Annotated in this window: 15 protein-coding genes; 10 read left to right on the forward strand and 5 right to left on the reverse strand. The window is 75.1% G+C overall.

What is annotated here, in order from left to right; all coding sequences use genetic code 11:
* Window positions 1-28: 28 nt before the first annotated feature.
* Both D1J51_RS07790 and glp (D1J51_RS07795) read right to left on the reverse strand, forming a co-directional pair.
* Complete coding sequence (locus D1J51_RS07790; RefSeq protein WP_119074613.1) at window positions 29-688, reverse strand: NTP transferase domain-containing protein; 660 nt, start codon at window positions 686-688, stop codon at window positions 29-31.
* A complete protein-coding gene (gene glp / locus D1J51_RS07795; protein ID WP_119074614.1) occupies window positions 685-1,935 on the reverse strand; it encodes a molybdopterin molybdotransferase MoeA in 1,251 nt (416 codons plus the stop codon). The genes D1J51_RS07790 and glp (D1J51_RS07795) overlap by 4 nt, the downstream gene beginning before the upstream one ends.
* Window positions 1,936-1,974: 39 nt before the next feature.
* Between glp (D1J51_RS07795) and fdhD the strand changes: the two genes are divergently transcribed.
* From fdhD to moaA, 6 genes are read left to right on the forward strand one after another with little or no spacing between them, the layout of a single operon-like run.
* Window positions 1,975-2,823 carry a formate dehydrogenase accessory sulfurtransferase FdhD gene (gene fdhD / locus D1J51_RS07800; protein WP_119074615.1) on the forward strand — a complete coding sequence of 283 codons (849 nt, stop codon included), beginning with the start codon at window positions 1,975-1,977 and terminating at the stop codon, window positions 2,821-2,823.
* Window positions 2,824-2,854: 31 nt separating this feature from the next.
* The gene (locus D1J51_RS07805) at window positions 2,855-3,268 is read left to right on the forward strand and encodes a TOBE domain-containing protein (protein WP_119074616.1); all 414 of its coding nucleotides are present in this window, start codon (window positions 2,855-2,857) and stop codon (window positions 3,266-3,268) included.
* Window positions 3,265-4,107 carry a molybdate ABC transporter substrate-binding protein gene (gene modA / locus D1J51_RS07810; RefSeq protein ID WP_240423045.1) on the forward strand — a complete coding sequence of 281 codons (843 nt, stop codon included), beginning with the start codon at window positions 3,265-3,267 and terminating at the stop codon, window positions 4,105-4,107. Before D1J51_RS07805 ends, modA begins: the two co-directional genes overlap by 4 nt.
* A complete protein-coding gene (locus D1J51_RS07815) occupies window positions 4,104-4,925 on the forward strand; it encodes an ABC transporter permease (RefSeq protein ID WP_205547816.1) in 822 nt (273 codons plus the stop codon). The genes modA and D1J51_RS07815 overlap by 4 nt, the downstream gene beginning before the upstream one ends.
* The gene (locus tag D1J51_RS07820; RefSeq protein WP_162903715.1) at window positions 4,922-5,881 is read left to right on the forward strand and encodes a sulfate/molybdate ABC transporter ATP-binding protein; all 960 of its coding nucleotides are present in this window, start codon (window positions 4,922-4,924) and stop codon (window positions 5,879-5,881) included. Before D1J51_RS07815 ends, D1J51_RS07820 begins: the two co-directional genes overlap by 4 nt.
* 2 nt (window positions 5,882-5,883) lie before the next feature.
* On the forward strand, window positions 5,884-6,942 hold the full coding sequence (gene moaA, locus D1J51_RS07825) for a GTP 3',8-cyclase MoaA (protein ID WP_205547818.1): 1,059 nt from the start codon (window positions 5,884-5,886) through the stop codon (window positions 6,940-6,942).
* An 11-nt stretch (window positions 6,943-6,953) separates the two neighbouring features.
* Here moaA and D1J51_RS07830 read toward each other — a convergent pair whose 3' ends face one another.
* Together D1J51_RS07830 and D1J51_RS07835 are read right to left on the reverse strand one after the other, a co-directional pair.
* Entirely contained in the window at window positions 6,954-7,379 is a 426-nt protein-coding gene (locus tag D1J51_RS07830) for a molybdenum cofactor biosynthesis protein MoaE (protein ID WP_119074617.1), read from the reverse strand.
* A 3-nt stretch (window positions 7,380-7,382) separates the two neighbouring features.
* Window positions 7,383-8,543 (reverse strand): ThiF family adenylyltransferase, encoded by a 1,161-nt coding sequence (locus D1J51_RS07835; RefSeq protein WP_119074618.1) that lies wholly within the window; start codon window positions 8,541-8,543, stop codon window positions 7,383-7,385.
* A gap of 44 nt (window positions 8,544-8,587) precedes the next feature.
* Between D1J51_RS07835 and D1J51_RS07840 the strand changes: the two genes are divergently transcribed.
* Genes D1J51_RS07840 through D1J51_RS07855 form a run of 4 tightly spaced genes read left to right on the forward strand, consistent with a single transcriptional unit; the run spans window position 8,588 to window position 11,140 of the window.
* Complete coding sequence (locus tag D1J51_RS07840) at window positions 8,588-8,848, forward strand: MoaD/ThiS family protein (protein WP_119074619.1); 261 nt, start codon at window positions 8,588-8,590, stop codon at window positions 8,846-8,848.
* A complete protein-coding gene (gene glp / locus D1J51_RS07845; RefSeq protein WP_119074620.1) occupies window positions 8,845-10,143 on the forward strand; it encodes a molybdopterin molybdotransferase MoeA in 1,299 nt (432 codons plus the stop codon). Before D1J51_RS07840 ends, glp (D1J51_RS07845) begins: the two co-directional genes overlap by 4 nt.
* On the forward strand, window positions 10,140-10,613 hold the full coding sequence (moaC, locus tag D1J51_RS07850) for a cyclic pyranopterin monophosphate synthase MoaC (RefSeq protein ID WP_119074667.1): 474 nt from the start codon (window positions 10,140-10,142) through the stop codon (window positions 10,611-10,613). Before glp (D1J51_RS07845) ends, moaC begins: the two co-directional genes overlap by 4 nt.
* The gene (locus D1J51_RS07855; protein WP_119074621.1) at window positions 10,610-11,140 is read left to right on the forward strand and encodes a MogA/MoaB family molybdenum cofactor biosynthesis protein; all 531 of its coding nucleotides are present in this window, start codon (window positions 10,610-10,612) and stop codon (window positions 11,138-11,140) included. Before moaC ends, D1J51_RS07855 begins: the two co-directional genes overlap by 4 nt.
* A gap of 10 nt (window positions 11,141-11,150) precedes the next feature.
* On the opposite strand, the gene D1J51_RS07860 is transcribed toward D1J51_RS07855, so the two are convergent.
* Entirely contained in the window at window positions 11,151-13,475 is a 2,325-nt protein-coding gene (locus D1J51_RS07860) for an FdhF/YdeP family oxidoreductase (protein WP_119074622.1), read from the reverse strand.
* Window positions 13,476-13,502 lie beyond the last annotated feature (27 nt).

A 13,502-nucleotide genomic window follows, 5' to 3' on the forward strand; every position in this document is an offset into this window, starting at 1 on the left:
TGCCGGCGCGGGTCGGAGCGCTCCGTCTTCAGTCTAGGGTTTCGGACTCGGCCCTCGCGAGGTCGCCGGGGGTGTCGATGTCGGCCGAGATCCCGCCCCGCGCGGGGACCTCGAGCAGCCGGGCGCCGTCGAAGAGGCGCCGCAGCGGCGCGTCGGCGAGCTCGCCGCCCAGCGCCGCGACACCGCGCCGCAGCGCGCCCGCGGCGTAGACGCCCGCGAGCCACTGCAGGCGCCCCGACTCGTCGCGCAGCAGCGCGCCGTCCCAGACGTCGTCGGCGCCCGCGGTTGCCGACGGCCCGCGCGCGGGTGTGCCGGGGCGTGCGGGCGCGAGCCGTTGCAGCGCTCGCCGCAGGGCTGCGCAGACCGGCTCGGGGTGCACCAGGTCGCACGGCAGCAGCATCACCCACTCGGCGGTGACGCTCGGCAGCGCCGCCGCGACCGCCGCCAGGGGGCCGCCGCCCGGCGGGTCCTCCCGCACCGGGACGCCGTGCGCACCGGCGGCGTGCTCGGGGCCCACGACCACGACGCGCCGCGCCCCGGCCTTGCGCGCAGCCGCGGACACCCGGTCCACCAGCCGGACGCCCCGCAGCGCGATCGCGGCCTTGTCCACGCCGCCGAGCCGCCGGCCGGCCCCGCCCGCGAGCAGCACCGCGTCGAAGCCGGGGGCGTCGCCGGCCGCGGGAGTCATCGGCCTCCTCCGTCGAGCAGCATCACGGGCACCGTCTCGCCGCGGCGCACATCGCCGCGATCCGGCCCCACGAGCGCGTAGCCGTCGGCCCCGCCGTGTCCGCCGACGGCGTGCGACACCCCGCCGGGATCCACCGCCGGAGCGCAGCGCAGCGCGTCGCCCTCGTTCCAGAGCGCCACGGGCAGCACCTGCAGGCGGTCCGGCGCGCCGCGCCAGTCGGCCGCCGCGATCGCCGGCGCGCACAGCCGGTGGATCTCGCGGCGCCCCTGCATGGCGAGCAGGGCGGGGCGGACGAAGAGTTCGAAGCTCACGGCGGCGCTCACCGGGTTGCCCGGCAGCGCGAACGCGAAGACCCCGTTCCGCAGCGGCCCGGCGCACTGCGGCCCGCCGGGTCGCACAGCGACGCGCACCGCGCGCACTCCGGGCTCGTCCTCAAGCGCGATGCGGGTGACGTCGCGCACCCCCGGGCCGATCCCGCCGGTCGTGATCACGGCGTCCGCGGTCCTCGCGCAGGCGCTCAGCAGCTCCGCGAGCTCCTCCGGACGGTCGGAGCTGCGCCGCACCGCCGCCGCCGCGATGCCCGCCTCGGCCAGCAGCCCGGAGATGAGCGCGGAGTTGGTCTCGGGGATCTCGCCGCGCGCGAGGCGCGCGCCCGGGGCCCGCAGCTCGGCGCCGGTCGCGATCACGGCGACCCGGGGCACGGCGCTCACGGGCGCCTCGGCGACCCCGGCCGCGGCGAGCGCGGCGCGGCGCCGCGCCGTGAGCGGATCGCCCGCGCGGGCCACCACCGCGCCGGCGGCGATGTCCTCCCCGCGGCGGCGGATGTTGCGCCCCGCCGCAGCCGCCTCTGCGATCTCCACCCGCCGCCGAGCCCAACGCCCCTCGCCGGCCTCACCGCTCGTGCGCTCGACCGCCACGACCGCGTCGGCCGCCGCCGGCACCGGCGCGCCCGTCATGATGCGCACGGCCTCCCCGGGGGCGAGCGCGGGATCCTCGGCGCTGCCGGCCGTCACCTCGCCGATCACGCGCAGCGCGACCGGCCGGCCGGGGCTCGCAGAGGCCACGTCCGCGCTGCGCACGGCGTAGCCGTCCATCGCGGAGTTGTCCCAGAGCGGCAGCGAGTGCTGCGCGCGGATGTCGGCGGCGAGGGTGCGCCCCGCGGCCCCGCCCAGCGGCAACCGCTCCTCGGGCAGTCGCGGCACGCGCTCGAGGATCCAGCCGAGATGCTGCTCCGGGGTGATGGTCATCGCTTGCTCCGGTGCACCCCTCCATGCTAGTCAAGAGGGGTGTCCCGCATCGCCAGCCGCCGCCGCGTCACCCGGATCACCGTGGGAGAGGGCCGCCGTCGCCGGGCGGACTACCTGACGGTCGAGGAGCCGCTCGAGATCCGGGTGCTCGGGCGCTCGCTCGCCGTCACCATGCGCACGCCCGGACACGACGTGGAGCTCGCTGCGGGCTTCCTCGTCTCCGAGGGGGTGATCCACCGGGGCGACCAGCTCGCGCGGGCCATCCACTGCGCGCCCGCGCCGGGCACGGCCGACGAGGGCAACACCTACAACGTGCTCGACGTGACGCTCGCGCCCGGCGTCGAGCCGCCCGATCCCAGCTTGGAGCGCAACTTCTTCACCACCAGCTCGTGCGGGCTGTGCGGCAAGGCCAGCATCGAGGCCGTGCACACGGCGTCGCGGTTCACGGTCGACGAGGATCCGCTGACCATCGCGCCCGAGCTGCTGACCCGGTTCCCCGACGACCTCCGCGCCGCGCAGGCCGTCTTCGAGCGGACCGGCGGGCTGCACGCCGCGGCGCTCTTCGACGGAGCCGACGGAGAGATGCTCGTGCTGCGCGAGGACGTCGGGCGGCACAACGCCGTCGACAAGGTGGTGGGGTGGGCGCTCATGCACGACCGGCTTCCCGCGCGGGGCTGCGTGCTGATGGTGTCGGGGCGCGCCAGCTTCGAGCTGACGCAGAAGGCGCTCATGGCGGGGATCCCGATGCTCGCGGCCGTGTCCGCTCCGTCGTCGCTGGCCGCGGAACTCGCGACCGACACGGGCCTGACGCTCGTGGGCTTCCTGCGCGGCCCGTCCATGGTGGCGTACAGCCGCGCCGACCGAATTGCGGACGCAGAGCCCAGATAGTAGACGCATCGTCGGTGATACAGTCTCGTATGTGACGCATTTCAGGATCCGCGAGGCCGCGAGCCTGCTGGGTGTGAGCGACGACACCGTGCGCAGGTGGGCGGCCGAGGGGCTGCTCGAGTCCGGCGTCGACGACGCCGGCGTGCGGACGGTGTCCGGGCGCTCGCTCGCCGAGCGGGTGCAGCGGCTCGCGCCCGACGCCGGCGGGGATCCGTCCGTCGTGAGCAGCGCGCGCAACCGCTTCGTCGGCATCGTGACCCGCGTCGAGGTCGAGGGGCTGGTGGCCGTGGTCGAGCTGCAGTGCGGGCCGAATCGCGTCGTCTCGCTCATGACCGCCGAGGCGGCCCGCGAGCTGGCGCTGGAGGTCGGCTCGCGCGCGGCCGCCTCGGTCAAGGCCACGCAGGTCGTCGTGGAAGCCGCGCGCCGGGAATCGAGGGGGTCGTGAATCGCTCCTCGGCACCGGCTCGAAGGAGGACCGGCCGCGCCCTGGCCGGTGCCGGCGTCGCCGTCGGCCTCGCGACCGCGCTGCTCGGCTGCGCCTCGGGGGCGGGCGGGCGCCCCGGGGGCGCGGCGGGATCCGAGGAGGCGCTGAGCGGCGAGCTCACCGTCTTCGCCGCGGCGTCGCTCCAGGCGGCCTTCGACGAGCTGGCCGCCGAGTTCGCGAGTGAGAACCCCGGCGTCGCCTTCGCGCCCTCCGTCTACGACGGCTCGTCGGTGCTCGTGACCCAGCTCGAGGGCGGGGCGCGCGCCGACGTCTTCGCGTCGGCGGACGAGGCGAACATGGAGAAGGCGGACGAGGCGGACCTGCTCGCCGGGCCGGCGCAGACGTTCGCGACCAACGAGCTCGTCATCGCGGTCGCCCCGGGCAACCCGCTCGGCATCGAGTCGCTGGCCGACCTGGCCGCGCCCACGGCGAGCGGGGAACCCCCGATCACGGTGATGTGCGCAGCCGAAGTGCCCTGCGGCGGCGCGGCGCGCACGCTGCTCGATCTGAACGGCGTCGCGCTCGCTCCCGCGAGCGAGGAGCAGAACGTGAGCGCGACGCTCGCGAAGGTGGTGGCGGGCGAGGCCGACGCGGGGCTCGTCTACCGCACCGATGTGCGGGGAGCGGACGGCGAGGTCGACGGCGTCGACATCGAGGGCGCCGCCGAGAACCCGAACGCGTACCCGATCGCGGTGCTGCGGGAGTCGGCCTCGCCCGAGGCCGCGCGCGCCTTCGTCGAGTTCGTGCGCTCCGAACGCGGGCGGGAGCTCCTCGCGGGGTACGGCTTCGGAGCGCCGTGACCGCGGTCGCGGATCAGGCGCCGGCCCCGCAGCGCGCGCGGGGCTCGGCGGCGCTGTGGGTTCCGGCGGGGGTCGCCGTGCTGTTCCTGCTGCTGCCGCTCATCGCCCTGCTGATCCGCATCGAGTGGCCGAGGGTCCCCGAGATCCTGGTCTCCCGGGCCGCGCTCGATGCACTCGCGCTCTCGCTGCTCACGGCGGGTGCCGCGACCGTTCTCTGCGTGCTGCTCGGCGTGCCGCTCGCGGTGCAGCTGGCCTCGATGCGGGGCTGGCCCGCGACCCTGCTGCGCGGCGTCGTCATGATGCCGCTCGTACTGCCGCCGCTCGTCGGCGGCATGGCGCTGCTCATGCTGCTGGGGCGCGGCGGCCTGCTGGGCGAGGCGCTGCTCTCCGCGGGCGTGCGCATCCCGTTCACCACGCCGGCCGTGGTGCTGGCGCAGGTGTTCGTGGCGCTGCCGTTCCTGGTGATCTCGGTCGAGGGAGCGCTGCGCAGCGCCGATCCGGATCTCCCGGGGGTCGCCGAGGGCCTCGGCGCGCGACCGCTGACGGTGCTGCGCCGGATCACGCTGCCGCTCGTGGCACCGGCGCTCATCTCGGGGGCGATCCTGAGCTTCACGCGCGCGCTCGGCGAATTCGGGGCGACGGCGATGTTCGCGGGCAACGCGCCGGGGAGGACGCAGACCATCCCGCTGGCCATCTACACGGCGTTCAACGGAGCGGGAGTGGGGCAGGACACCGCCCTGGCGCTCGCGCTGCTGCTGATCTGCATCGCCTTCGCCACGCTGCTGCTGCGTCTGCCGGGCGCGGAGGTGCGCGCGTGAGCGGGGCGACGGCCGGGGAGGGGGCGCGGGGCGGGCTCTCGTTCGACGCCGAGGTGCGGCGGGGCGGCTTCGTGCTGCGCGTCGCGTTCGAGACGGCGGCGGGCGAGACGCTGGGCATCGTCGGGCCCAACGGCGCGGGCAAGTCGACGCTGCTCGGCGCCGTCGCGGGGGCGCTGCCGATCGCGGCGGGCCGCATCGCCGTCGGCGGCCGGGTGCTCGCCGCGCAGCCGGGCGGTGAGCGCGGCGGTCGCGCGCGGTCGCTCCCGCGCTCCGAGCGCAGGATCGGCCACCTCGATCAGAAGCCCCGGCTGTTCCCGCACCTCGACGCCGCCGAGAACATCGCCTTCGGCCTGCGCGCCCGGGGCGCGAGGAGGCGCGAGGCGCGCGGGATCGCCGCGGAGTGGCTCGCGCGCGTCGGGCTGCCGGGGCGCGAGCGCGACCGGCCCTCCGCGTTCTCGGGCGGGCAGCAGCAGCGCATCGCGCTCGCTCGCGCCCTCGCCGGCGACCCCGATCTGGTGCTCCTGGACGAGCCGTTCGCCGCGCTCGACGTATCGAGCGCGAGCGCCCTCCGCGACCTCGTGCGGGGGGAACTCGGGCGCCTCGGGGTGCCCGCCCTCATGGTGACGCACGACCCGGCCGATCTCGCGGCGGTGGCCGATCGGGTGCTGGTGCTGGAGCATGGACGGGCGACCCAGGAGGGGCCTGTCGACGAGGTGCTCGACGAGCCCGCGGCCGCCTTCGCGACGCGGCTGTTCGGGCGGCTGCTGTTCCGCGCCGTCTCGACGCAGCGGGGCACCGTGCTGACGAGCGAGGTCCCGCTCGCCGAGTGGTGCGGCGTCGCCGATCTGCCGCCCGGCGGCGAGGCGATCGTCTCGATCGATCCGGCCGCCGTGCGGGTGAGACCGGCGGATCCGGGATCCGCGGCCGCGTCGGAGCACCCCGGAGTACCCTCGTAGACGTGCGCCAGCTCCCGTCGACAGGATTGCCGGATCGCCGCGGCCGCGAGCTGCGGGATCTGCGCATCTCGGTGACCGATCGCTGCAACTTCCGCTGCGTGTACTGCATGCCGAAGGAGATCTTCGGCCGCGACTACGCGTTCTTCGAGCGGGACGAGCTGTTGAGCTTCGACGAGATCGTGCGGCTGGCCCGCGTCGCGTCGGGTCTCGGCGTGCGCAAGCTGCGCCTCACGGGCGGGGAGCCGCTGCTGCGCCGCGGCATCGAGGAGCTGATCTCCGAGCTGGCCGCCCTGCGCACGCCGGCGGGCGATCCGCTCGATCTCGCGCTCACCACGAACGGCTCCGCGCTGCCGGTCAAGGCCGCGGCGCTCAAGGCGGCCGGGCTGCGCCGGGTCACGGTGTCGCTCGACTCGCTCGACGACGACCGCTTCCAGGCCATCAACGACGTGCGCTTCCCGGTGTCCCGGGTGCTCGACGGCATCGCGGCCGCCGCGGAGGCGGGGCTCGGGCCGGTCAAGATCAACACCGTGCTCAAGCGCGGCGCGAACGACGACGAGATCCTCGCCCTCGCCGAGCACTTCCGGGGCACGGGGCACGCGCTGCGGTTCATCGAGTACATGGATGTCGGCGCCACGAACGGCTGGGTGCTCGACGAGGTGGTGCCGTCGGCCGAGGTCGTGCGCCGCATCGCCGCCGTGCACCCGCTGGAGCCGCTCGAGCCGAGCGCGCCGGGGGAGACCGCGCGCCGCTGGCGCTACCGCGACGGAGCGGGCGAGATCGGCGTCATCTCGAGCGTGACCGAGGCGTTCTGCGGGTCGTGCACGCGGGCCAGGGTCTCCGCTGACGGACGCCTCTACACCTGCCTCTTCGCGAGCGAGGGCCACGACCTCCGCGCTCTGCTGCGCGGGGGAGCGGGCGACGAGGAGCTCGCGGATGCGCTCGCCGGCGTCTGGAGGGAGCGGGACGACCGCTACTCGGAGCTGCGGTCGGCGGAGCGCTCCGAGATCCGGCCGCTCGGCACGCCCCGGCGCCGCATCGAGATGTCGTACATCGGCGGGTAGGGCGCGACGTCCTACAGGCCCACCCACTCCGAGACGCCGTCGGCGAAGTGCTGCCGCTTCCAGATGGGCACCTCGCGCTTGATCCGGGCGACGAGCCGCTCGAGCGCGGCGAACGCCTCCGCCCGGTGCGCCGACGCCGCAGCCGCGACGAGAGCCGCGTCGCCGATCCGCAGCGCGCCCACGCGGTGCGCGGCTGCGAGCCGCACGCCCTCGCGCGCCTCGGACTCCAGGCAGGCGCGCAGAAAACGCTCGGCATCCGGGTGCGCGCGGTAGTCGAGCGCCGCGACGCCGCGCCCGCCGTCGTGGTCGCGTACGACCCCGAAGAACACCAGCACGGCGCCGCAGCCGTCGTCGCCGACCGCGGCGCGAACGGCCGCCTCGTCGATCGGGGCCTCGGAGACGCGCGCGTAGGGCTCGGTTGCGCGGGGCTCGGGCATGGCTCAGGCGCTCCTCTCGGTCAGCTCGGGCGCGATCGCGGCGAAGCCGCGGATCCCGCCGCGCAGGAAGCGCGCCTCGGCGCCGTCCCGGTCCCGCAGCAGGCGGGCCGCGCGCATCGAGCGCGGGTCGCGCTCGCAGTAGACCAGCACGGGGCCGTCGAAGCGCGACCCTCGGTCCTCCAGCTCGCGCAGGGGAAGCGAGCGGGATCCCGCGATCCGCAGCCGCTCCCGCTCCTCGGGTGTGCGCACATCGAGCAGCACCGGCGCCTCGCCGGAGCGCAGCAGCGCGGCGAGCTCCTCGGCGGTGACGAACGGAGGGGCGCCCGGCTCCCGCCCCGCACCGCCGCAGAACGCCTCGTAGTCGATGAGCCCGGCGACGGGCTCTCGCTCGGGGTCCCGGCTGTACGCCAGCTCGCGCGTGCGCGCGGCGAGCGCGTCGTAGAGCAGCACTCGGCCGACGAGCGGCTCGCCGAGGCCCGTGATGAGCTTCATCGCCTCGGTCGCGAGCAGCGAGCCGACGGTGCCGCAGAGGCCGGGCAGCACGCCCCCGGTGCCGCAGTCGAGCACGTCCTCGGGCGCGGGCGGCGCGGGGAAGAGGTCGCGGTAGCCCGGACCGTGCCGGCGCCACGCCACGCCCAGCTGCCCGTGGTACTGCAGGATCGCGCCCCACACGAGGGGCATGTCGAGCATCTCGGCGGCGTCGTTCGCGAGGTACCTGGTGGGAAAGTTGTCGCTGCCGTCGATCACGAGGTCGTAGCGCCCGAAGAGCTCGAGCGCGTTCTCCGCGGTGAGGCGCCGGCGGTGCGGCTCGATCGCGACGCCCGGGTTGATCGACCGCGCGGTCTCGGCGAGCGACTCCGCCTTGGCGCGGCCGATGTCGGCGGTGCCGTGCGCGACCTGGCGGTGCAGGTTCGACAGCTCGACCTCGTCGTCGTCGACGATGCCGATCGCGCCGACGCCAGCGCCCGCGAGGTACGGCACGCACGCGCTGCCCAGGCCCCCGGCCCCGATCACGAGCACCCGGGCGGCCCGCAGCCGGCGCTGCGCCGTCTCGCCGAAGCCCGGCAGCAGCATCTGCCGGTGCGCGCGGGCGGCCTCTTCGGCGCCGAGCGCCTCCGCCGGCTCGACCAGCGGGATCCCGTGCCACGCGTTCCCTCCCGACATGGCATCCAGTCTAGGGCTCCGGGAGATGGCCTACGATGGGGGCCATGGCCCAGTACACGGTTCGCTATTTCGCCGCCGCGGCGGAGGCCGCGGGAACCGAGCAGGAGTGCTTCGACAGCGCGCAGGCGCCCACGCTCGACGCGCTGCGCGCCGCGCTCGCCGAGCGCTACGGCGCGTCGATGGCGCGGGTGCTGCGCGGGGGCTCCTTCCTCGTCGACGGCACGGTGCGGCGCGGCGGCGACCTGCGCATCGGGGCGGACGGGGCGGCCGTGGTGGACGTGCTGCCCCCGTTCGCGGGCGGATGAGCGCGGTGCGCAGCGTCGAGGAGCACCTGCGCGCGGTGCGATCCCTGCTCGCGCCGGTGCTGGCCCGGCTCGCCGAGGGGGAGCCGGATCGCCTCGGCATCGACCACGACGGACTCGCGGGGCGGGTGAGCGCCGGCGAGGTGCGCGCCGCCTTCCCGCTGCCGCCCTTCGACAACTCGCAGATGGACGGCTACGCGGTGCGCGCCGCCGACCTGAGCGGCGCGAGCGGGGAGCGCCCCGTCGAGCTGCCGGTGGGCTACGCGACGGCCGCGGGCGACGCGCCGCTCGTGCACCGCGGCGGTACCGCGTCGCCCGTGATGACGGGCGCGGCCATGCCGCGGGGCGCCGACGCGGTGGTGCCGGTGGAGGCGACCCGAGGCGGCCGCTTCCCGTCGCTCGTGCGCGGCGTGGACGCCGCCGGCGGGACCGCCGCGCCGCGCGAGCGCCCGGCGGGTACCGTCGTGTTCGACGCGCCCGTGGTGTGCGGCGCGTTCGTGCGGGCCAGGGGAGAGGACCTCGAGGCCGACGCGGTCGTGGTGCGGCGCGGCGCGCGGCTCTCGCCGGCGCGCATCGGCGCGCTCGCGGCGGCGGGCGTCGTCGAGGTGCTGGTGCGACGGCGGCCCCGGGTTCTCGTGTGCGCCACCGGGGACGAGCTGGCGGCCCGGGGCGGGCGGCTGCTGCCCGGCCGCATCCACGACGCGAACACGCCCATGCTCGCCGCCCTGCTGCGCAGCGCGGGCGCGATCGTGCGCACCACCCGCTGCGCCGACCGGCCGGAGGCGCTGCGCGCGCTGATCGAGCGGACCGGCGACGCGGACCTCGTCGTGACCTCCGGGGGCATCAGCGCGGGGGCCTTCGAGGTGGTGCGCGAGGCGCTCGCGCCCCTGGGCGCGGAGTTCGCGAGCGTCGCCATGCAGCCGGGCGGCCCGCAGGGCCTCGGCCTCATCGAGCGCTCGGGCGGCGCGGGTCCGCTGCCCGTGCTGTGCTTCCCGGGCAACCCCGTCAGCACGGCGCTCTCGGCCGAGCTGTTCCTGCTGCCGGCGCTGCGCGAGGCGGCGGGGCTGCCCGGGGAGAGGCCTCGCGAGCGCCGGGCGCTCGCCCACGACGTCTCCTCGCCGCCGCGCAAGCTGCAGCTGCGCCGGGGCCGCGTCGCCCCCGACGGCGCGGTCTCGGTGACGGCCCCGGGGTCGCACCTGCTCGGCGACCTCGCCGACGCCGACGTGATCGTGGAGATCCCGGTCGGGGTGTCGCGGGCATCGGCCGGCACGATCGTGGACACGTGGAGGATCGCATGACGGAGAAGCTGACCCACCTGCGCGGCGACGGCAGCGCGCACATGGTCGACGTGACGGAGAAGGCCGCGACGAAGCGCACGGCACGGGCGCAGGCGGTGCTCGCCACGCGCGGCGACGTGGTGCGCATGCTCGTCGAGGGCGAGCTGCCGAAGGGCGAGGCGCTCGGCACCGCGAGGATCGCGGGCATCATGGCCGCGAAGCGCACCTCCGAGCTCATCCCGCTCTGCCACCCGCTGCCGATCACCAGGGTCTCGGTCGACTTCGAGCCCGAGGGGGACCGGGTGCGGGTGCTCGCGTCGGTGACGACGCGGGGCGCGACCGGCGTCGAGATGGAGGCCCTCACGGCGGCGAGCGTGGCGGCGCTCACCCTCTACGACATGATCAAGGCGGTCGACAGGCACGCGCGCATCGGCGATATCGAGGTGCTCGCGAAGTCCGGCGGCAAGAGCGGCGACTGGACGCGCGGATGAGCGCGCCTGGCGCCGCCGGCGGGCAACCGGAGGGGCCCCGCACGGCCGCCGTGATCGTCGCCTCGACGAGCGCCGCGGCCGGCCTGGCACCGGACCGGACCGGACCGGTGATGCGGGCCTGGCTTGCGGAGCGGGGCTTCGCCGTCGACGGGCCGATCGTGGTCTCGGACGGCGCCGCGGTCGGGGACGCGATCCGCTCGTCGCTCGCCTCGGATCCGTGGGTGGTGCTCACGACCGGCGGCACCGGCGTCGCCCCGGGCGACCGCACGCCCGAGCAGACGGAGCCCCTGCTCGACGCTCGGCTGCCGGGGCTCATGGAGGAGCTGCGGCGGCGCGGGGCCGAGCAGGCTCCCGCGGCGCTGCTGACCCGCGGCGTCGCGGGATTCGTGGCGCGCACGCTCGTGATGAACCTGCCGGGATCCCCCGGCGGCGTGCGCGACGGGCTCGCCGTGCTCGGCCCGGTGCTCGAGCATCTCGTCGGTCAGCGGCGGGGCCTGGCAGGCGGGGAGCACCCCGGGGAGCGCTGAACGGCTCCCCTCACACCACGGCGGGGCGGCCGACCCCCGCGGGCGCCGACGACGGCTCGAGCCGGATCACCACGGCCTTCGACACCGGGGTGTTGCTCTCGAGGGCGGTGCTGTCGAGCGGCACGAGCACGTTCGCCTCGGGGAAGTATGCGGCCGCGCAGCCCCGCGGAGTGGGGAAGGCGACCGCGCGGAAGCCGCGCAGCACCCGGTCGGGCTGATCCCTCCACTCGCTGAAGACGTCGACCGTCTGCCCGTCCTCGATCCCCAGCTCCTCCAGATCGTCCGGGTGCACGAAGATCACGTATCGGCCCTTCTTGATGCCGCGGTAGCGGTCGTTGAGGCTGTAGATGGTGGTGTTGAACTGGTCGTGCGAGCGCACCGTCTGCAGCAGCAGGCGCCCGGGAGGGCACTCGACGGGCTCGAGCTCGTTGACGGTGATGCGCGCCCTGCCCGTCTCGGTGTCGAAGCGCCTCGCGTCGCGCGGGCCGTTGGGCAGCACGAAGCCGTCGCGGCGCCTGGTCTTCTCGTTGTAGTTCTCGCAGCCGGGCACGACGCGCGAGATGCGGTCGCGGATCAGGTCGTAGTCGTCGGCGAAGCCCAGCCAGTCGATGCCGTGCCGGTCGCCGAGGGTGGCGTGGCCGATACCGGCGACGATCGCCGTCTCCGAGCGCACCCGGTCGGAGATCGGCTCGATCTGCCCGTGCGAGGCGTGCACCGCGCACACGGAGTCCTCGACCGTGACGTACTGCGGTCCGCTCGCCTGCATGTCGACCTCGGTGCGGCCGAGCACGGGCAGGATCAGGGCCTCCTCGCCGGTGACGACGTGCGAACGGTTGAGCTTGGTCGACAGCTGCACGCTGAGACGGGTCTTGCGCATGGCCGACTCCGCGAGGCTCGTGTCCGAGATCGCGCCGAGCAGATTGCCGCCGAGCCCCATCCACACCTTGATCCTGCCCTCGTCGAGCGCGCGGATGCCGTGCACCGCGTCGACGCCGTGGTCGCGCGGCGGCTCGAAGCCGAACTCCTCGCCGAGCGCGTCGAGGAACGAGTCGGGCATCTGCTCCCACACCCCCATCGTGCGGTCGCCCTGCACGTTGCTGTGGCCGCGGATGGGAGAGGCCCCCGCGCCGGGTCTGCCGATGTTGCCGCGCAGCAGCAGCAGGTTGATGATCTCCTTGATCGTGTCGACGGCCTTGCGGTGCTGGGTGATCCCCATCGCCCAGCAGACGATGACCCGGTCCGACGAGATGTAGCGCTCGGCCAGCTCGTCCAGCTCTGCGGCGGGCACGCCCGTGGCCTGCTCGACGGCGCGCTCGTCGACCCGGGCGACGTGCTCGGCGAAGGCCTCGAAGCCGTCGCAGTAGCGCTCGATGAACTCGCGGTCGAGCACGGTCCCGGGGTTCAGCCGCTCGGCCTCGAGCACCCGCTTGGACACGGCCTGCAGCAGGGCCATGTCGCCGCCGAGCCGCACCTTGATGAACTGGTCGGCGATCCGCGTCGGCTTGCCGAGGTACCCTCTGATGCGCTGCGGATCCTTGTAGCCGATCAGCCCGGCCTCCGGCAGCGGGTTCACCGCGACGATCCGCGCGCCGTTCTCCTTGGCCTCCTGCAGCGCCGTGAGCATGCGCGGGTGGTTCGTGCCGGGGTTCTGCCCCATGATGATGATGAGGTCGGCCTGCGCGAAGTCGCTGTACGAGACCGTCGACTTGCCGATGCCGACCGTCTGCAGCATCGCGGTGCCCGTGGACTCGTGGCACATGTTCGAGCAGTCGGGGAGGTTGTTCGTGCCGAGCACCCGGGCGAACAGCTGGTAGAGGAACGCCGCCTCGTTGGACGCGCGGCCGCTCGTGTAGAAGGCGGCCTCGTTCGGATCGTCCAGCGCGCGCAGGTGCTCGGCGACGATGCGGTACGCCTCTTCCCAGTCGATCGGCTCGTAGTGGTCGGCCCCCTTCGCCTTGTAGACCGGCTCGACGAGGCGGCCCTGCATGCCGAGCCAGTACTCGGTCCTGTCCTCCAGCGAGCTCAGCGAGTGCTCCCGCCAGAACGAGCGCTCGACCTTCAGCGGGGTCGCCTCCCAGGTCACGGCCTTGCCGCCGTTCTCGCAGAACTCGGCGATCTTGCGGTGGTCGGGATCGGGCCACGCGCAGCTCATGCAGTCGAAGCCGCCCCTGTGGTTGATCTTCGTCATGAGCTTGGCGGTGCGCGCAAGGCCCATCTGCTTGATGGCCGGCTCCATCGAGTGGAGCACGCCGCCGATGCCCGCGGCGTACCGTTTCGGCTCGGAGACCTCGAGATCGGCGTCGGAGAAATCGTCGCGGGGGGCTCGAGGAGACATGGTTCCGGTCCTTCGTCGGGCTGGTCG

The organism is Leucobacter sp. wl10 (genome assembly GCF_003569785.1).
Taxonomy (GTDB): domain Bacteria; phylum Actinomycetota; class Actinomycetes; order Actinomycetales; family Microbacteriaceae; genus Leucobacter.

Excerpts from the sequence above, each read along its gene's own strand:
- D1J51_RS07790 (WP_119074613.1), bottom strand. The coding sequence starts at position 688 with ATGACTCCCGCGGCCGGCGACGCCCCCGGCTTCGACGCGGTGCTGCTC.
- glp (WP_119074614.1), bottom strand. The coding sequence starts at position 1,935 with ATGACCATCACCCCGGAGCAGCATCTCGGCTGGATCCTCGAGCGCGTG.
- D1J51_RS07830 (WP_119074617.1), bottom strand. The coding sequence starts at position 7,379 with ATGCCCGAGCCCCGCGCAACCGAGCCCTACGCGCGCGTCTCCGAGGCC.
- D1J51_RS07835 (WP_119074618.1), bottom strand. The coding sequence starts at position 8,543 with ATGTCGGGAGGGAACGCGTGGCACGGGATCCCGCTGGTCGAGCCGGCG.
- D1J51_RS07840 (WP_119074619.1), top strand. The coding sequence starts at position 8,588 with ATGGCCCAGTACACGGTTCGCTATTTCGCCGCCGCGGCGGAGGCCGCG.
- glp (WP_119074620.1), top strand. The coding sequence starts at position 8,845 with ATGAGCGCGGTGCGCAGCGTCGAGGAGCACCTGCGCGCGGTGCGATCC.
- moaC (WP_119074667.1), top strand. The coding sequence starts at position 10,140 with ATGACGGAGAAGCTGACCCACCTGCGCGGCGACGGCAGCGCGCACATG.
- D1J51_RS07855 (WP_119074621.1), top strand. The coding sequence starts at position 10,610 with ATGAGCGCGCCTGGCGCCGCCGGCGGGCAACCGGAGGGGCCCCGCACG.
- D1J51_RS07860 (WP_119074622.1), bottom strand. The coding sequence starts at position 13,475 with ATGTCTCCTCGAGCCCCCCGCGACGATTTCTCCGACGCCGATCTCGAG.